At 47.4% G+C, this 18,183-nt stretch carries 15 protein-coding genes, 1 rRNA gene and 1 riboswitch; of the genes, 2 read left to right on the top strand and 14 right to left on the bottom strand.

What is annotated here, in order from left to right:
• Window positions 1–3 precede the first annotated feature (3 nt).
• The 12 genes from purF to IFU39_RS27625 all read right to left on the bottom strand — a co-directional run bounded on the left by purF (window position 4) and on the right by IFU39_RS27625 (window position 13,450).
• Entirely contained in the window at window positions 4–1,482 is a 1,479-nt protein-coding gene (gene purF, locus IFU39_RS27680; protein WP_192135965.1) for an amidophosphoribosyltransferase, read from the bottom strand.
• On the bottom strand, window positions 1,467–3,710 hold the full coding sequence (gene purL / locus IFU39_RS27675; RefSeq protein ID WP_036668395.1) for a phosphoribosylformylglycinamidine synthase subunit PurL: 2,244 nt from the start codon (window positions 3,708–3,710) through the stop codon (window positions 1,467–1,469). Before purL ends, purF begins: the two co-directional genes overlap by 16 nt.
• Window positions 3,688–4,377: a phosphoribosylformylglycinamidine synthase subunit PurQ gene (purQ, locus tag IFU39_RS27670; protein ID WP_036606071.1), complete on the bottom strand. Its 690-nt coding sequence runs from the start codon at window positions 4,375–4,377 to the stop codon at window positions 3,688–3,690. The genes purL and purQ overlap by 23 nt, the downstream gene beginning before the upstream one ends.
• A 4-nt stretch (window positions 4,378–4,381) precedes the next feature.
• Window positions 4,382–4,627: a phosphoribosylformylglycinamidine synthase subunit PurS gene (gene purS / locus IFU39_RS27665; RefSeq protein WP_017690695.1), complete on the bottom strand. Its 246-nt coding sequence runs from the start codon at window positions 4,625–4,627 to the stop codon at window positions 4,382–4,384.
• 601 nt (window positions 4,628–5,228) lie between these two features.
• Window positions 5,229–6,101, bottom strand: coding sequence for a phosphoribosylaminoimidazolesuccinocarboxamide synthase (locus IFU39_RS27660; RefSeq protein ID WP_192135963.1), 873 nt, complete (start codon window positions 6,099–6,101; stop codon window positions 5,229–5,231).
• Window positions 6,102–6,479: 378 nt separating this feature from the next.
• Entirely contained in the window at window positions 6,480–7,778 is a 1,299-nt protein-coding gene (gene purB, locus IFU39_RS27655; protein WP_036668399.1) for an adenylosuccinate lyase, read from the bottom strand.
• Window positions 7,775–8,977 (bottom strand): 5-(carboxyamino)imidazole ribonucleotide synthase, encoded by a 1,203-nt coding sequence (purK, locus tag IFU39_RS27650; protein ID WP_244661136.1) that lies wholly within the window; start codon window positions 8,975–8,977, stop codon window positions 7,775–7,777. Before purK ends, purB begins: the two co-directional genes overlap by 4 nt.
• Window positions 8,974–9,459: a 5-(carboxyamino)imidazole ribonucleotide mutase gene (gene purE / locus IFU39_RS27645; RefSeq protein WP_105602018.1), complete on the bottom strand. Its 486-nt coding sequence runs from the start codon at window positions 9,457–9,459 to the stop codon at window positions 8,974–8,976. Before purE ends, purK begins: the two co-directional genes overlap by 4 nt.
• A 193-nt stretch (window positions 9,460–9,652) precedes the next feature.
• A riboswitch (purine riboswitch) is annotated at window positions 9,653–9,754 on the bottom strand.
• Between the two features lie 270 nt (window positions 9,755–10,024).
• Window positions 10,025–10,459 (bottom strand): universal stress protein, encoded by a 435-nt coding sequence (locus tag IFU39_RS27640; protein WP_192135961.1) that lies wholly within the window; start codon window positions 10,457–10,459, stop codon window positions 10,025–10,027.
• Between the two features lie 173 nt (window positions 10,460–10,632).
• Window positions 10,633–10,896 (bottom strand): DUF1294 domain-containing protein, encoded by a 264-nt coding sequence (locus tag IFU39_RS27635; protein WP_017690702.1) that lies wholly within the window; start codon window positions 10,894–10,896, stop codon window positions 10,633–10,635.
• Between the two features lie 124 nt (window positions 10,897–11,020).
• Entirely contained in the window at window positions 11,021–11,158 is a 138-nt protein-coding gene (locus tag IFU39_RS27630; RefSeq protein WP_192135959.1) for a hypothetical protein, read from the bottom strand.
• Between the two features lie 162 nt (window positions 11,159–11,320).
• Window positions 11,321–13,450, bottom strand: coding sequence for a DNA topoisomerase III (locus IFU39_RS27625; protein WP_192135957.1), 2,130 nt, complete (start codon window positions 13,448–13,450; stop codon window positions 11,321–11,323).
• A 372-nt stretch (window positions 13,451–13,822) separates the two neighbouring features.
• On the opposite strand from IFU39_RS27625, the gene IFU39_RS27620 reads away from it, so the two are divergent.
• Complete coding sequence (locus tag IFU39_RS27620; protein WP_192135955.1) at window positions 13,823–15,757, top strand: amidase family protein; 1,935 nt, start codon at window positions 13,823–13,825, stop codon at window positions 15,755–15,757.
• Window positions 15,758–15,912: 155 nt separating this feature from the next.
• Here the strand turns inward: IFU39_RS27620 and IFU39_RS27615 are convergent, their stop codons facing one another.
• Window positions 15,913–16,917, bottom strand: a complete 1,005-nt coding sequence (locus IFU39_RS27615) for a ketoacyl-ACP synthase III (protein WP_192135953.1) — start codon at window positions 16,915–16,917, stop codon at window positions 15,913–15,915.
• 301 nt (window positions 16,918–17,218) lie between these two features.
• On the opposite strand from IFU39_RS27615, the gene IFU39_RS27610 reads away from it, so the two are divergent.
• Entirely contained in the window at window positions 17,219–17,773 is a 555-nt protein-coding gene (locus IFU39_RS27610) for an NADPH-dependent FMN reductase (RefSeq protein WP_192135951.1), read from the top strand.
• A 181-nt stretch (window positions 17,774–17,954) separates the two neighbouring features.
• On the opposite strand, the gene rrf is transcribed toward IFU39_RS27610, so the two are convergent.
• Window positions 17,955–18,071, bottom strand: a 5S ribosomal RNA gene (gene rrf / locus IFU39_RS27605).
• Window positions 18,072–18,183 lie beyond the last annotated feature (112 nt).

Below are 18,183 nucleotides of genomic sequence, written 5' to 3'. Positions count from 1 at the left end.
GCATTAACAGCTGCAACCGAATTTTTCTTCGCCGCCAAAGTCGAGGCGGGTTGGGTAATCATTATCAAAACATGCGAGGCAAAGCCCGCCCTTGGGATCATCCTGATTATCTCCCTGAATGGATGCAATCAGTCCATCGGGACTGAGGAACTCCAAGGAGTCCGCATTAATTTCACGACAGATTTCTTCCACCGACAGCTGTGAGGCGATCAATTCGCGGCTGTCCGGTGTATCAATGCCATAGAAACAAGGGTTTTTGAAAGGTGGCGATGTAATGCGTACATGAACTTCCGTTGCTCCTGCATCACGCAGCATGTTCACGATCCGCCGGGAGGTCGTTCCCCGTACGATGGAGTCGTCAATCATAACCACACGTTTGCCTTCCACAACGCGACGCACAGCGCTCAGCTTCATCTTCACGCCCTGCTCCCGCAATTCCTGGCTTGGCTGGATAAACGTACGTCCGGTGTATTTGTTCTTGATCATACCCATCTCATACGGAATACCTGTCTGTTCAGCATACCCAATCGCCGCCGAGATGCTGGAATCTGGTACCCCCGTAACCAAGTCCGCATCCACAAACGACTCAATCGCCATGCGGCTTCCCATCCGTTTACGGGCAGCATGTTGGTTCGCACCATTCATATCACTATCCGGACGAGCAAAATATATATATTCCATCGCACATAATGCCTTGCGGTGTTTGTGATGATCGAAGCGATCTTCATGCAGTCCATCTGCATCCAGCACAAGCAGTTCACCGGGTTCAATATCACGAATTAACTCTGCGCCAATTGTTTCCAGCGCACACGTCTCGGATGCAAACAGATACGCATCTCCGAGCTTACCCATCGTGAGCGGACGAAGTCCGTGTGGATCGGAAGCTACGAGCAGCTTGTCATTGGTCATGATCAGAAACGCATAACCGCCAACAATGCGCTGGAATGCCTCTTTTGCTGCTTCAACAAGCCCTTTGGAGGATCGTGCAATCAGATGCGCAATAACCTCGGTATCACTCGTTGTTTGGAAAATGGAACCGCTCTGCTCCAGCTCACGCCGGATCGTTGGTGCATTCACAATGTTTCCGTTGGTTGCTACTGCCAAATCGCCATCACGGTATTTGAATACCAGTGGCTGTGCGTTCGTCAGTTTACTGTCACCACTTGTTGAATAACGGACATGTCCAATGGAAATATCCCCGGTTAACGTCTGCATCAGATCTTTGGTGAACACTTCTTTCACCAGACCCATGCCGCGATGATAGTTAAACTGGCTGCCATCACTCACACACATGCCTGCACTTTCTTCGCCCCGATGTTGCAGCGCATGCAGTCCATAATAGGAGAGTGAAGCCGCGTCAGGGTGTCTGAACACCCCGAACACGCCACATTCTTCCTTCAATTTGTCGAGTCCTTCCTTGCCGGACCCTTCATTATAATAATCGCCTGTCCACAACGGTCCTGTCGTCAGTTCATGAGACATGGAATCGCATCCTCCCAGACCTGAGCCAAACCTCCTACAGGTTCGCTCACGGCTGATGTTCCGTTCAATTCAATCGTCAGGTTACTTCCTTCTACACGTCCAATCACAGCTACAGGTACACCGCGCTCACGTACAAATGCTTCAAGTTTACCCGCTTGCTCTGGCGTAGCCGACAACAAGATACGGGATTGACTCTCACTGAACAAGGCGTGATCTGCACGCAGTGCAGTCTCCACATTCACCTGAGCGCCTACGTTACCGCTAATACAAGACTCTGCGAGTGCTACAGCCAATCCGCCTTCAGACAAGTCATGTGCCGAGCGAACGAGACCGGATTGAATAGCTTCCAGCACCGTGCTGAGCAACGCTTTTTCCGTCTGCAAGTTCAGTTCTGGCGGACGGCCTTCAGTCTGACCATGAACCGCGTATTGCAGCTCGCTGCCGCCCAGTTCAGCTTTTGTTTCACCCAGGAGGATGATCACATCACCTTCGGATTTGAATGCTTGTGTCGTGATATGATCCGTATCATGAACGAGACCTACCATACCGACAACTGGCGTTGGATAGATGGAGCCTTTGGCGTTTTCGTTATACAGACTTACGTTACCACCGATTACCGGCGTATCCAGCACACGACAAGCTTCCGCCATACCGTCTACCGCTTTCTCCATTTGCCAGAAAATATCCGGCTTCTCCGGGTTACCAAAGTTTAGGTTGTCCGTGATCGCCAGCGGCTCAGCACCGGAACATACAATGTTACGCGCTGCTTCACTTACGGCGATCCGTCCACCAACTTCAGGATCAAGGTACACATAACGTCCATTACAGTCCGTTGTCATGGCGAGACCTTTGCGTGTGCCACGAATCGTAACTACAGCCGCATCCGAACCTGGACGAACAGCAGTGCTTGTACGCACCATGTAGTCGTATTGATCATAAATCCATTTTTTACTTGCTACTGTTGGTGAAGCCAGCACTTGTTTCAGCGCTCCGCCGAGATCCGACACTTCGTCGTAACGAAGCGTGTCGATAGAAGCACTTTGCTCGTAGTAGGCAGGTACAGATGAAGGTTTGTCATACACTGGACATTCGTCAACCAGTGCCGTTACCGGCATATCTCCGACCACTTCGCCGTGGTGGATCAATTTCAGACGGCCGTCATCCGTTACTTTACCAACTTTGGCACAGATTACGCCCCAACGTTCAAAGATTTCCATCGCCTGCGCCTCATCCTTCGGCTCAACAACGAACAACATCCGTTCTTGGGACTCAGACAACATCATCTCGTAAGGGGTCATGCCTTCTTCACGCTGTGGTACCTGATCCAGATACAGTTCCAGACCGTTACCCGCTTTACTTGCCATCTCTGCACTCGAACATGTCAGACCCGCAGCACCCATATCCTGAATTCCGAGCACGATGCCCGTGTCGATCAATTCCAGACAAGATTCCATCACCAGTTTCTCCATAAACGGGTCACCGACCTGAACCGCTGTCCGTTGGGACTCGGATTCTTCCGTCAGTTCAACCGATGCAAAGGTTGCTCCATGAATACCATCGCGGCCTGTCGGTGGCCCAACATAATAGACTGGGTTACCTACACCTTTAGCTACACCGCGCTGGATCTTGTCATGATCAATCAGACCCACACACATGGCGTTAACCAGCGGATTGCCTTCATAGCTCTCATCAAACATCACTTCGCCACCAACGGTAGGAATACCGATACAGTTACCGTATCCAGCAATACCCGCTACCACATGTTCGAACAAATATTTAACGCGATCACTCTCCAGCTTACCGAAACGCAGGGAGTTCAGTATTGCTACCGGTCTTGCACCCATGGAGAAAATATCACGGATAATGCCGCCCACACCTGTTGCCGCACCTTGATAAGGCTCAACCGCGGAAGGATGGTTATGGCTTTCAATTTTGAATACAACGGCCTGGTTATCACCGATATCCACGATACCGGCACCTTCACCAGGTCCCATCAGGACACGTGGTCCAGTGGTTGGGAAACGGCGCAGCAATGGCTTGGAGTTTTTATAAGCACAATGCTCAGACCACATTACACTGAACACACCAATTTCCGTGTAGTTTGGCTTGCGGCCCATGAACTCACAGATCAGCTCATACTCGCTGTCAGATACGCCCATTTGTGCGTAAAGTTTATGTTCTGCGACCTGTTCTGCTGTTGGTTCCTTAGCGGATAGCTGCTGCGTCATGCCGATCCCTCCATGCTTTCAAAATAGATGTAAACATACGTTTGCCGTCTTCCGAACCAAACAGTGAATCCACTGCACGCTCTGGATGCGGCATCATGCCGACCACGTTTCCAGCCTCGTTACAAACTCCTGCAATATCACCCAAGGAACCGTTAGGGTTGGTACCATACGTAAATACGATCTGGTTGTTCGCTTGCAGACTCGCGAGCGTCTCCTCGTCGCAATAATAGTTGCCTTCGCCGTGAGCAATCGGGATGATAATCTCTTCACCGGGTGCATAGTCACGTGTAAATGGTGTATCTGCATTCGCCACTTTCAATACCGTATCGTGACAACGGAATTTCAGGGAAGTATTACGAATCAATGCACCTGGAAGCAATCCCGCTTCCGTCAGGATCTGGAATCCGTTGCAAATACCCAAAATATATTTACCTTGTTCAGCAGCTTTCGCTACCTCGTTCATTACCGGTGCAAAGCGGGAAATTGCTCCGCAACGCAAGTAGTCACCATAAGAGAAACCACCCGGAACTAAAATACAATCATAAGCCGAAAGATCTGTAGCCGTGTGCCATACATAATCAACCTCTTGTCCAATCGCATCTTCCACTGCCTTGTAACAGTCGATGTCACAGTTGGAGCCAGGGAACACAAGAACTGCAAATTTCATGAGATTAACCCTCCAATTCGTAGCGGTAATCTTCAACAACGGTGTTGGCCAGCAGCTTTTCACACATGACTTTCAAACGTTTCTCCGCTTCCGCACGATCTGTTGTATCCAGGTTCAGTTCCATGACTTTACCGATCCGTACACTTTCCACTTCGTTGAATCCCATTGAATGCAGGGCTCCTTGAACAGCTACGCCTTGCGGGTCGAGTACGCTTTGCTTAATAGTGACATATACGGTTGCTTTGATCATGATCCTTATGTTCCTCCTCAGTAATGAACGGGATAAATGCTTTATGCTGTTAAAAAAGGGGTGTGGAGCTTGCTCCGGGGCGGATTGTTCTTTCCGGTCGCTTGTTGTCCCCAGGTTTTTGGATTGTTTTGGCCCGCTCTGCGGTCAAAACCCGGGGACAAAGGCGAACGCTTCGCTCCTTTAAGAACAATTCCGCCCCTCCGCTAGTCCATGCGACGTTTTTTAAAGGCCTAAACCTTTTACGTTGCACGGTGTGTAATGGTCTAGCCTGACCATTATGCTGGAAACAGTTAATGGTCTTTGAGTAACTTTAGTAACCAGTGAATTCAATTCTCGTAATCTTTCAGGCTTCCCATACCTGTGGGAAGCCATCGCTCTTCATTGCCTCACCCACCAGTTTGAACACTGGCGGAGGGAAAGATTTGAGCTAGAGAAGCGAAGCGTTCGCCTTTGCAACCGGAATGTTTCCTTTTGAAAAAAAGGATTCAATCAAAACATTCCGGGGGCAACAGCGATCGAAAGCCAAACTTTCCCGTAGCTCGCGCTCAAACGTTAGCTTCCTCAAACTTTCCCGTAGCTCGCGCTCAAACGTTAAACTTTATTATTTCGTTAAACGATTATAAATATCGACGTATCTTGCGGTTGTTGCTTCAACTACCTCTTGCGGGAGTGGATCAGGTTTGCTGTTCTTGTCCCAATCGGTTCCAGCTAGAAAGGTGCGCACTGGCTCTTTATCCATGCTGTCGATCTCGATGTCGAGTTCATAATTCTCTTTGGCCCAGAAGCGTGAAGCATCTGGGGTGAAGATTTCGTCAATCAGGATGACCTTGCCGTCCACGATGCCGAACTCGAATTTGCAGTCTGCCAGAATGATGCCACGCTGATCACAGTAATCACGGGCGAATTCGTACAGTCGCAGGCTTTTTTCCTGAAGCTCAACTGCGAGTGTGTCTCCCACCAGTTCTTTCATGCGATCCATTGGGATGTCTTCATCATGACCAACATCGTTTTTGGCTGCCGGGGTGAAAATGGGAACTTCGAGTTTGGCGTTCTTGCGAAGTCCGTCAGGCAGTTTAATGCCATTCACTTCACCGCTCGTCTCGTATTGTCTCCATCCACCACCAGTGATGTATCCACGCACAACACATTCAATATCAATGCGTTCTGCTTTGCGGGTTACCATGATGCGGTCTTTGAGCAATTCTGGGTCTGTGACGAGATCACCCAATTGATTCACATCGGTATGAACCACGTGATTCTCCATCATGCTGCCTGTCAGTTCAAACCAGAAACTGCTGAGTTTGTTCAGTACGTTTCCTTTCTCGGGAACTGCCGGGTCCAGCACGTAATCAAAAGCCGAGATTCGGTCAGTAACCACGATCAGAAAATGTTCACCCAGATCGTACAGTTCACGTACTTTTCCTTTATATAACAGAGGTGCTTTAACGAGATCTGCCGCAGTGGACAGTGCCATGGGCTCACCTTCTTTCAGGAGATGTAAAATATAAGTTCAATTCCCCTCATCACGCGGGCCACTCCGAATGCAGAACAACCTTTCGATCGCTGTTATTCCCGGATTTTTTAATCTTACTTTCAAAGGGTTAAAATCCGGGAATAAAGGCGAACACTTCGTTTCTCCAGGTTTTTTCTACCTTCTCCGTTCCAGCGTGAACACATAATCAACCTATACTTTAGTTAGAAAAACTTGTTCCAAGCTTGATAAAGGCGCAGCGTATGCTTCCGAAGTAGCTTTCTATCAGAAACGTTTAGGTTCGCTTCTTCAGCTTATTTCTGTCCTCTGCGTTCCCTGCAAAACCATCATTCTGCGCTATAGCCTTATGGGAGTTATATATTAGTCGTTCAAGCCGAGCTTTTTGAAGATGGTGTCTACGTGCTTCAAGTGCCATGACGGGTTGAACGCATCTGCGATTTCTTCCTCGTTCAGTACTTCCGTGATTTCCGGTGTGGATTTCACGATATCCTGGAACTGGCGTTGTTCTTCCCATGCTTGCATCGCACGTGGTTGAACCGTATCGTATGCTTGCTCGCGGCTGAAACCTTTGTCGATCAGCTTTGTCATGATGCGACCGGAGAATGGTACCCCGTAGGTGCGCTCCATGTTGCGTTTCATGTTTTCAGGGAAAACCGTCAGGTTCTTCACGATGTTGCCAAAACGGTTCAGCATGTAGTTCAGCAGCATCGTTGCATCCGGCAGAATGATACGTTCTACGGAAGAATGTGAGATGTCGCGTTCATGCCAGAGCGTTACGTTCTCGTATGCCGATACCATATGTCCGCGAATGACGCGGGACAAACCGGAGATGTTTTCACTACCAATTGGGTTACGCTTGTGCGGCATTGCGGAAGATCCTTTTTGACCTTTAGCAAAAGCTTCTTCCACTTCACGGAACTCACTCTTCTGCAGTGCACGTACCTCTGTAGCAAACTTGTCCAAGGACGTTGCGATCAACGCCAGTGTAGCCATATATTCTGCGTGACGGTCACGTTGCAATGTTTGAGTCGAGATCGGCGCTGGCTTTGTGCCCAGCTTCTCGCAGACAAACTCTTCAACAAACGGATCGATGTTCGCGTATGTTCCTACTGCGCCTGAGATTTTGCCGTATTGTACATTGTCTGCTGCATGACGGAAACGCTCCAGGTTCCGTTTCATCTCTTCATGCCACAACGCCATTTTCAGACCAAATGTTGTTGGCTCTGCATGTACCCCGTGCGTGCGTCCCATCATTGGTGTATGCTGATAAGCCAGTGCTTTTTCACGAAGAATTTCAATGAAATTCACGATATCCTTTTCCAGAATCTCATTCGCTTGACGCAGTACATAACCCAGAGCCGTATCCACGACATCTGTGGAAGTCAGTCCGTAGTGCACCCATTTCCGCTCCGCACCCAGACTTTCAGATACCGTACGTGTAAATGCGATAACGTCATGACGTGTTTCCTTTTCAATCTCATAGATGCGGTCGATGTCAAAAGATGCGTTCTGACGAAGCAATGCTGCTTCTTCCTTAGGGATTACACCCAGTTCGGCCCACGCCTCACATGCACAAATTTCAACTTCCAGCCACGATTGGAATTTGTTCTCTTCGGTCCAGATGGCTCTCATTTCGGGTCTGCTATAACGTTCAATCATGAATTTGTATTCCTCCAGAGGTTAGTTTGTTCAATCCATTGCAATCCTTCTTCAACATCCTGACAAAGCAGATTCACATGCCCCATCTTACGTCCTGTTTTCGCTTCGGTTTTACCATATATGTGAAGCTTGGGAATCACACCGAGTTCTATCGCTTCTGCATCAGGTTGCCCTGTTCTGGCGATAATGCCTTCCAGATGTTCTCCAAGCACATTGACCATAACGACCGGGCTCAATAACGAAGTGTCCCCAAGTGGTAATCCGCAGATCGCACGGATATGTTGTTCGAACTGAGAAGTGGCACAAGCTTCCATCGTATAGTGACCGGAATTATGCGGTCTTGGCGCCAGTTCGTTGACGTACAGTCTTCCATCCGCCGCCACAAACAGTTCCACAGCTAGCAACCCGACAGCCTTCATCGATTCTGCAACCACGGCTGCCAGCTTTTGCGCTTCAATCTGGATATCTGCAGCAACTCTAGCCGGTACAATGGAAGCATGCAAAATGTTATTCACATGAATGTTCTCCGCTGGCGGGAACGTTTTGATCTCCCCATTGGTACTGCGCGCAACAACGACCGAAATCTCGCATTCGAACTTGATGAATTGTTCCAGCACCAGTTCCGCACCTGTAGCGGCAAGCTCTTCGTAGGCAGCCACAGCCTCATTCGCTTCTCGAATTACACGCTGGCCTTTGCCATCGTAACCTCCAGTCACCGTCTTCAGTACACATGGCACGCCAAGTTCACTTACAGCAGCAAGCATCGTATCCGCACTCGTGATCTCACGATAAGGCGCGACTCTTACTCCAGCGGCTTCAATTGCACGTTTTTCACGTAATCGATGTTGTGTGGTGTACAATAACGCACTTCCTTGCGGAACGTAGGACTCACGTTCAAGCAGCCCAGCGACTTCTGCATCCACATTTTCGAATTCATACGTAATAACATCGCATTGCTGAGCCAGTTCAAGTGCAGCTTTGGCATCGTCATATCCTGCTTCAATCTGACGAGCAACTTGACCACAAGGTGCATCCGCAGCGGGATCAAGGGTGACAAATCGATACCCCATTGCCGTTCCTGCGAGCGTAATCATACGCCCGAGCTGTCCGCCTCCAAGAATGCCGATGGTTGTTTTCCCAGGCAGCAGGACATATTGTAGTTCTCCAGCAGTACCGGATTGATTCCCTATTCTACTCATAGTTCTTCACTGCTTTCGAGTACTTCTTGTTTGATACGCTCTCGGCGAGCTTCAGAGCGACGTTGGACATCCGGGTCAAAAGCTCCGATCATCTGAGCTGCCAGCAATCCGGCATTCGTTGCCCCTGCCTTGCCAATCGCTACAGTTGCGACGGGAATACCACCAGGCATCTGAACAATGGACAACAAGGAATCGAGACCGTTCAATGCTTTGGATTGAACCGGTACGCCAATGACTGGAAGCATCGTTTTGGAAGCGACCATACCGGGTAGATGTGCTGCCCCGCCTGCACCTGCAATGATCACCTTGAATCCTCGATCAATTGCTTGCTCTGCGTATTCAAACATCAAATCCGGTGTACGATGGGCGGAGACCACCTTTTTCTCATAACCAATCTCCAGCTCGTCCAGCACCTCGCACGCATGTTTCATCGTTTCCCAATCCGACTTGCTGCCCATAATTACAGCGACTTGCAGTGACATGAATACATCCAACTCCCGTCTGAGCTTTTTTGATTACATCAGGTATTAATGAATTCATTTTACGTGTGAAATGAAAAAATCCGCTACCCGCGAAAACATCACATTTTCTCCGGACACCGGACTCTAAGAAATACGTATCCCTCATTTGGGCATGCCAAAAGGGGGCTTGCTGTCCGCATCTGGTTGCATGCGACTCTCAGCCGTATCTCCTCGTAGTCCGGAAATTTACGGTTCCCGGGTAGATACTTCCGGGCCCTATTCCCGGCGTTATACGAGCAAATATCTATCAAACTATCTTCGTTCATTTTTGTAATCTCTTATTACATATTTCGTTCCTACTCGACCTTATTCTTACCTGATCGACACATCTAACATTCTAACAATCCCCTACAGCTAATGTCAACTTAAAGACGAACATTTAACATATTGACAAATATAATGTTCGGGAATTGCTTCTTTAAATTCGCTCAGCCATCCATTTCATCCCATAAAAGAAAGCCGGCTCCTCTTCAATCTCTCGAAGACAACCGGCTCCCTGCTTTTCAGTGCGTGCACACTTCATCCATTATTTTACGACAAGTACTGGAACCTGAGCATGCTGCACCACATTGTGACTGACACTACCCAGGACAAATTCCCGAATTCCACCAAGTCCGCGGCTACCAATAATAATGATATCAGAATCATTTTCTCTGGCAAAATCAAGCAACACTTCGGCTGCCGCCCCTTGAATCAGATCCACATTGGCCGTTACACCAGCAGCCTGAATTCGTTCTTTCGCTTCATCTGTCGTTTGCACCGCCAGATTGTAGTAGTCATTATTAAGTGAAGGTGGCAGTGGCGCCAACCCCTCACCGATGAATACACGCGGGAAATCAAAAGCATGAATGACATCCAGTACAGCATTCGGGGACACTTTGGCTAGCTCAATTGCACGATCAAGTGCTTTATTTGAAGCTTTGGAACCATCATAAGCCACTAATATTTTAGAAAATAACATGTGAATCCCGTCCCTTCCTTTATATGTAGAGCACGCGAAGCAAGCTTCGGTCTAACATCCAATAAACTAACATAGCATATAACTTCTTAAACGTTCTGGAGCCACAATGAACCATTTATACGAAAGAATTTACATATGAAACCTATGAACGATTACGCGTGTGTTTCAAGTGTTCATTGAATAAAGTAACCATAGATTACCGCATTCAGGAACAACAACAACGGAATGCCAATAGTGAAGCTGGGATGTTTGGTCTTATGCCTTTTCCGATACATCGCGATCCAGACTCCCAAAGCACCGCCAATAAACGCAAGCAAGAATAACGTTCGTTCAGGTGTACGGTCACGACGCTGTTGTGCACGCCTCTTATCATCCGACATCACCAGATAACCAACTACATTAATAAATAAAAACCACAATATAAGTCCGGTTTGCATATACTTCTAGCGATCCCCCTGTCCCGGGACATCTCCCTGTCTCCATTATAGTCCTCATCAGAGACATGTTCAACGCACCAGGTAGGGAACCGCAAATTTGTGTAAAATGCTACATCGCTCTGACCTAGGACTCCTGTTTTGGAATACTGTTCAGACTTGGTGCTCTTTTGGCTGCTTTGTCCGGGCGCACAGCGATACTCTCTTCCCGAATACTGTCTTTGTTTTGCTGGTTATGGATTTTCTCTGGTTTGTTATGCGGCATATAGGTATCACCTCCTTGGCTTACGTTGCCTGAAAACGGAGGATCTTATACGACTTTACAAGTATGAATAGAAAAGTCTCAATCAGTTTATTTGGAGTAAATAAGTAAATCATTCACATGGTTCGTAGTGCACGAGGTACGACCTCAACTACCTCAAGCGTGTTACTTTCCCTTTTTCTCCATAGCCGCCTTCAGCAAATCTCCAAGGTTAGACCCAATGGACTCCTGTTTCGCATATTGTTTTACCAGCTTTTGCTGATCGCGTTTGTTCACATGCTGTTTGTCCTTATCCAACGTTTCTGTAATACCACAAGGTAGACATTGTACGTATAACCCCGCCTTGCCTTCTTTGATTTCCATCTTTTTGTGGCACTGCGCACAACGACGATTGGACAATCTTTTCTCTGCCGAACGACGATATCCACAGTCCTCGGTAGGACATACAAGAAACTTGCCTCGCTTGCCTTTCTTCTCCAACAACCGTGCGTTACAGTCCGGGCAATGGCTATTGGACACATTATGTGGCTTGTACTCTGCTTTGCTGCCTTTTACCGTAGACACCAGCTCTTTCGCCATTGAACGAATACTATCCAGGAACGGTCCTGGTTTCCCTTGCCCACGCGCAATTCGTTCCAACTCAGCCTCCCAGCGAGCAGTCAGATCCGGTGTACGAAGCTGCGGAGCAGCCAGTTCAATCAACTGTTTTCCTTTGCCAGTCGGGTGCATGCTGTTGCCTTGACGATCTATTGTATCGGAACTGACCAGCTTCTCGATAATATCCGCACGTGTAGCCGGAGTACCGAGTCCATGCTTTTCCATCTGGGAAAGCAAAGCAGCTTCGGTATACCGTTTGGGCGGCATCGTCCGTCCACTTTTAATATGACAACGCTGAACCGTCACGGACTGTCCTTGCTGCACATCTGGCAAAAGCGCACGCTCATGGTCTGCTGCATCATCAGTACGGTCATCGTCATCATCGCTGTAATCGCCGCCGTATACTTCACGCCATCCGCTTTCTTTCACCGTTGTACCTTTGACATGAAAGGAATCATTCCCCACCTGCACCGTGATTGCAACGGAATCGTACTTCGCTGCCGGATAGAACAGGCTGATAAAACGACGTACGATCAGATCGTACAATTTGCGTTCCTCCGGGTTCAATTGATTCAGAAGTACCGTTTGCTCCGTGGGGATAATGGCATGGTGATCGGTCACTTTGCTGTCATCCACAATACGTTTGGTGATATTCAGATTTTTGCGCAGCAAAGGACGTGCCAGAGACGCATAAGGTCCAATGGCTACACTGTCCAGACGTTCTTTCAATGTAGCTGTCATGTCGGCAGTCAGGTACCGGCTGTCCGTACGTGGGTACGTCACAAGTTTGTGCTGTTCATACAGACGTTGCAGGACATTTGATGTTTGCTTTGCCGAGAAACCATATTTCCGGTTGGCATCCCGTTGCAGTTCTGTCAGGTCATATGCCAATGGATGCGGCTCTACTTTCTCGCTTTTCTTCACCTGGGCAATCGTGCCCTTGCGCCCGTCTACCCGCTTCTTCAATTCTTGCATTTCTTGAGGGTCAAAAATGCGTGAATCTCCCCCTGCTGCCCGCCAAACAGCCTGAAAATCACCCAAATCTGTCGTTAACGTCTCATACTCCTGCGAGCGGAAACCATTAATTTCATTTTCTCTATCCATAATCATGCCCAAGGTCGGAGTTTGTACCCGTCCAGCAGACAACTGTGCATTGAAACGAACGGTTAGCGCACGGGTCACGTTAAGTCCAATCATCCAGTCGGCCTCGGCCCGGCAACGTGCTGATTCATAGAGACGGTCGAACTGACTGCCTGGCTTCAGCGAAGCAAATCCGTCTTTGATCGCCTTATCTGTCTGGGACGAAATCCACAGACGTTTGAACGATTTTTTCCACCCCGCCATCTGCATGATCCAACGGGCCAGCAATTCTCCCTCACGGGCCGCATCCGTAGCAATGACCAGCTCACCTACATCCTGACGTTTCATCAACTGCTGGACGGCTTTATATTGATGGTTGGTCTCTTTAAGTACCTTCAGTTTCGTACGCTCTGGCAGAATGGGCAGGTCCTCCAGATTCCATGTTGCATACTTTTTGTCGTAATCCTCCGGTTCAGCTAATCCAACCAGATGTCCAAGCGCCCAGGTAACGATATATTTCGGGCCTTCCATATAACTTTTATGTTTATCACGTGCACCCATAACTCTGGCTATTTCGCGTGCCACAGACGGTTTTTCTGCGAGTACCAATGTCTTCAATTCATATCTCTTCCTCTCTGGTAGAACGTTATGTCTCTTTTATTCCTATCTTTTCATTATATCATTTCACACGAAAGGTATGCTCTGTCATCTCTACTTCCTAATCTACTCGTATCCTGTAACCTCATGTTTAATCAATATATCGAATCGATGTCATATTTACTCACATTATAATAATTAATAGTTTTCCTGAGCTCACGTAAATAGAAGCATGAATAAGGTTTTATACTGATCAATATTGATGTATACGTTTTTTTGGATAAATATAAACATTGTAAGATTACCTGACATAACTATACAATGTGTCAAAAGCATAGAAACAGAATCGCTGCTAGCACACATCAATGAGACACAGGAAGGGAGCGTGGATGCATGACTTATCATGGATCTGTATTGAAAAAAAGTGGGGCTTTGTTACTGGCGGGAGCTGTTGTTGCCACAACATGGGGAGGAACGGTGCCTTCGGCATCAGCCGCAACGGCAACGTCTACGAGTAAAACAATAGTAGCTGCTGTACCCAAAGGAAAAGCGCCTGTTACTCCGGCAGCATTTGTTCAGGCCATGGAAGAAGCGGCAACACTTGCAGGTGTTCCTTTTACCATGGACAAACTCTCCGGCACAACCGTGCAACGTAAAGATGCTGCGGTTGCTTTGCAACAATGGCTCAAGCTGGATTCGGCTACCGAATCATTCAAGGATGTCCCGGATGAATCCACTTTCTCAAGTGCTGTTGGTGCATTGAACACTGCGGGATTGATGAAAGGCTATACGGAATCCCTCTTCCTTCCAAACGCTGTACTTACCGAGAATGACCTCTCCATACTGAAAGACCGCATCTATAATTACATAAAACCGTTTGTCCTGGAGGAAGCAACCATTATGGATCTCCAGGCCGCAATGACGCAAGGAAAACTGACATCAAAAGAACTGGTTCAGAAATATCTGGACCGCATTGAAAAATACGATGATCAAGGTGTAAGCATCAACGCCGTATTAACCCTGAACCCGGATGCGCTCCAAATTGCGGAGCAATTGGATGAAGAACGTACAGCTCAAGGTGCCCGCGGACCACTTCATGGCGTTCCGATTCTGGTGAAAGACAATTTCGATACCAATGACATGCCGACAACTGCTGGCTGTATCTGTCTGAAAGATTCCATTCCTGCTCACGATGCTGAACAAGTGAAGAAACTCAAAGCAGCTGGCGCCATTATTTTGGGCAAAACAAACCTGCATGAATTCGCATTTGGCATCACGACATCCAGCTCATTGGGTGGACAAACACTTAACCCTTACGCCCTGGACCATTATCCAGGTGGCTCAAGCGGTGGAACAGGTGCTGCCATTGCATCTAACTTTGCCGCAGCCGGCATGGGTACAGACACTGGCGGTTCAATCCGAATCCCATCCAGCTTCAACAGCCTTGTGGGTATCCGCCCAACCATCGGACTGTCTAGCCGTGAAGGCATTATTCCATTGGCTTTGACACAGGATGTCGGTGGACCAATGGCTCGTACCGTAAGTGATGCCGCAATCATGCTGGATGCTACAGCCGGATATGATAAAAAGGATGTCGCTACAGCTTACGCGGTTGGAAAAATCCCTTCCAGCTATACAGACTTCCTGGATGTAAACGGACTGAAAGGTGCACGCATCGGTGTGGCTACAGAACTCATCCCAAGTACTAAAGCTGAAGAAAAAGCCGTTGCTGACGTGATCAACACAGCTGTGGAAGAATTGAAGTCACTTGGCGCTATCGCAGTTCCAATTTCTATCCCGAACTTGGCCGAGATCAACAAATACCCAAGCCTTAGTGGATATGAGTTCAAGTTCCAGCTGAATGACTATCTGGAATCATTGGGTGCAGATGCTCCATATCACAGTCTGTCCGAGATCATCGCTTCCGGAGAGTTTGATAAGTCCCAAGAACAATCCATGAAGGCTCGGGATGCACGCCAAAACCTGGAGACTACCGAATATAAGGACATCGTCCTGAAACGTACCCAAGTTACACGTGAATCCTTGCTGAAAGTAATGGCAGATAATAATCTGGATGCCATCATCTATCCTACGTCCACACAAGCCGCTGGTGTTATTGGCGAAGGACAAAACTCCGGTGGTAACAACCGTTTGAGTCCGTTCTCCGGCTTCCCGGCGATCACGGTTCCTGCTGGTTTCACAACCGATGGTCTGCCTGTAGGCATGGAATTCCTGGGCCGTGCTTTTGATGAAGGAACTTTGATCAAGCTAGCGTACAGCTACGAACAAGGAACTCACCACCGTCAAGCCCCAAAACTTACGCCGTAAAATATTTATGGGATTAAGCATTTCCTGTTAACACAAAGAATTAAAACGAGTTAACTCAGGAAATAGACCACCATCTTCATGACTGCATGAAGTTTGGGTGGTCTATTTTAATTTCTCTATTTATTTTTGTGTTGCATACAATCGTATGTTACTCATTACTGAACCTTGTCCGGCACGCCCCATCTCAGTACCAGACCTGCGTACGTCAGACCACCGCCAAAGCCAAAGAGAGCTACGCTCTGTCCTTCTTTCAATTTTCCTTCATCCACTGCAAGCTGTAAAGCAAGCGGAATGGAAGCAGCCGATGTGTTCCCACGATACTCGACACTGGTTAACGTACGTTCCAAAGGAACAGGACCACGTTCGCAAACAGCTTCAATCATTCTCATATTTGCACTATGCGGGACAAACCAGTCAATCTGGTCAGGGCTTAATTCAGCTTTTGTTATCAGCTTATCCAATTGCTCTGGGATCGTCCGTACAGCCCACTTATAAATCTCTCTGCCATTCTGGACAAGACATCCCTCACCCTGTAAAGGCACACCATTCATCTCAGAAGATAAGCCAGTCTTATAGAGATGTACACCGCCTTCTCCATGTGTACCTGATACGGCTGCCATAAAGTCACCTTCAGCACCCGATGATCTCTCCACCAAGAAGGCCCCCGCTCCATCACCAAACAGTACACAAGTTGTACGGTCTGTATAATCCGTAATTTTGGATAATGTCTCTGCTCCAATAACCAGTACTTTGCGGTACATTCCACTGGTCACCAGACTGTCAGCAAGCTGTAGTCCGTAGGTAAAACCTGCGCATGCAGCATTTAAATCCAGTACACCCGTGTGTGGGATCTTAAGATTAGCCTGTACTCTGGATGCCGTACTTGGGAAAGCATATTCAGGTGTACTTGTAGCCACAAGGATCATATCCACATCTTCTACACTCACATCATAACGACGTATCATATCTTCTACAGCCTTTGTAGCCAGGTCAGATACAAATTGATCTTCAGCTGCAATTCGCCGTTCTCTCATGCCTGTACGTTGCACAATCCATTCGTCACTAGTCTCCACTAATTTCTCCAGATCAGCATTCGTTAATATTCGATCCGGTACATACGTCCCCATTGCCGTGATGGTTGCCTTTGATTGATGATTCATACCGGTAGTCACCTCACTTGTTTTTTATCATTATAGCACTAAGTCTTAGTACTTGGTACTAATTTTATAAAATATTTATTATGATTCTTTCGTTAGTTGTTTATTTTAAAATGATCTCTTCATTCTATTACCCAGGGCAATACAAACGATGGCATGCATTTTTGATGAAGAATTGTGAATATCCCCTGACTAACATGAAGAATGCCTTAATTATATGCGTTTTTTATAGACAGCTCATTCCAACAGGAGGAAAATAAACAAATTGCCCTACATTACTAAAGAATAGAGATGATCTATATCCATGAAAAAAGAATTAAATATCCTTGCCATTTCCGGAAGTCTGCGCAATCAGTCCTCCAATACATTACTAATGCACGCCATAATTAAACTCGCTCACACTAACCTTAAGTTTGAAGTATATGAGGGATTAAATGATCTGCCGCATTTTAACCCTGACCTCGATGTCGAGGAGGGTCCAGTGTCCGTACAGAACTTGAGAGCCCAACTTAAGCATTCGGACGGTGTCCTTATCTGCACGCCAGAGTATGGAAATGGCGTTCCCGGGGTCTTAAAAAATGCATTAGATTGGGTTGTATCTTCTGGAGAATGGCTCCATAAACCCACTATTGTCATCGCTGCTTCCCCAAGCCCCATGGGAGGTAACAAAGCCCATGCTTCCTTATTGCTGACACTAAACATGATCAATGCACAAGTTCTACAGGAGGGCTGTTTAACCATTCCTCATATTACATTGAAAATGAACAAACAAGGCGTCATCATTGATTCGGAAACCCAGCATGCATTGCAGAACTCCCTTTCAATCCTTGAGGATGCTTGCAATCAAATGAAAGGCTAGACAGATGTTGTACTTAAATCGATGATAGAGAAATGATCCTTTTAAAGTTATTTAACATTCTCATAAATATTGAAATAAAAAAACAGCCTTGGTTATTTACCAGGGCTGTTAAGGTTTATATACGTATTTAGGATTAAAATAAAAAAGACACACTCGATATCATCAAGTGTGTCTTCCTATTGCTTGGCGGCGTCCTACTCTCCCAGGACCCTGCGGTCCAAGTACCATCGGCGCTAGAGGGCTTAACGGTCGTGTTCGGGATGGGTACGTGTGGAACCCCTCCGCCATCGCCACCAAACGCATAGCTGTGCTTACATTCAGAGATCGTTCTCTGAAAACTAGATTCGAAACGAAACATGCGATTTAGAACTTGCTATTGGATAAGCCCTCGACCGATTAGTACTGGTCAG

The organism is Paenibacillus sp. CFBP 13594 (assembly GCF_014842675.1).
Classification (GTDB): domain Bacteria; phylum Bacillota; class Bacilli; order Paenibacillales; family Paenibacillaceae; genus Paenibacillus; species Paenibacillus amylolyticus_B.
The sequence above is the reverse complement of the archived record's forward strand: the minus strand, read 5'-3'. Positions and strand labels throughout refer to the sequence as shown.

Bases quoted from the DNA above. Each gene is read 5' to 3' on its own strand.
- purF (WP_192135965.1), bottom strand. From the start codon at position 1,482: ATGTCTCATGAACTGACGACAGGACCGTTGTGGACAGGCGATTATTAT.
- purL (WP_036668395.1), bottom strand. From the start codon at position 3,710: ATGACGCAGCAGCTATCCGCTAAGGAACCAACAGCAGAACAGGTCGCA.
- purQ (WP_036606071.1), bottom strand. From the start codon at position 4,377: ATGAAATTTGCAGTTCTTGTGTTCCCTGGCTCCAACTGTGACATCGAC.
- purS (WP_017690695.1), bottom strand. From the start codon at position 4,627: ATGATCAAAGCAACCGTATATGTCACTATTAAGCAAAGCGTACTCGAC.
- IFU39_RS27660 (WP_192135963.1), bottom strand. From the start codon at position 6,101: ATGGCACTGTCCACTGCGGCAGATCTCGTTAAAGCACCTCTGTTATAT.
- purB (WP_036668399.1), bottom strand. From the start codon at position 7,778: ATGATTGAACGTTATAGCAGACCCGAAATGAGAGCCATCTGGACCGAA.
- purK (WP_244661136.1), bottom strand. From the start codon at position 8,977: ATGAGTAGAATAGGGAATCAATCCGGTACTGCTGGAGAACTACAATAT.
- purE (WP_105602018.1), bottom strand. From the start codon at position 9,459: ATGTCACTGCAAGTCGCTGTAATTATGGGCAGCAAGTCGGATTGGGAA.
- IFU39_RS27640 (WP_192135961.1), bottom strand. From the start codon at position 10,459: ATGTTATTTTCTAAAATATTAGTGGCTTATGATGGTTCCAAAGCTTCA.
- IFU39_RS27635 (WP_017690702.1), bottom strand. From the start codon at position 10,896: ATGCAAACCGGACTTATATTGTGGTTTTTATTTATTAATGTAGTTGGT.
- IFU39_RS27630 (WP_192135959.1), bottom strand. From the start codon at position 11,158: ATGCCGCATAACAAACCAGAGAAAATCCATAACCAGCAAAACAAAGAC.
- IFU39_RS27620 (WP_192135955.1), top strand. From the start codon at position 13,823: ATGACTTATCATGGATCTGTATTGAAAAAAAGTGGGGCTTTGTTACTG.
- IFU39_RS27615 (WP_192135953.1), bottom strand. From the start codon at position 16,917: ATGAATCATCAATCAAAGGCAACCATCACGGCAATGGGGACGTATGTA.
- IFU39_RS27610 (WP_192135951.1), top strand. From the start codon at position 17,219: ATGAAAAAAGAATTAAATATCCTTGCCATTTCCGGAAGTCTGCGCAAT.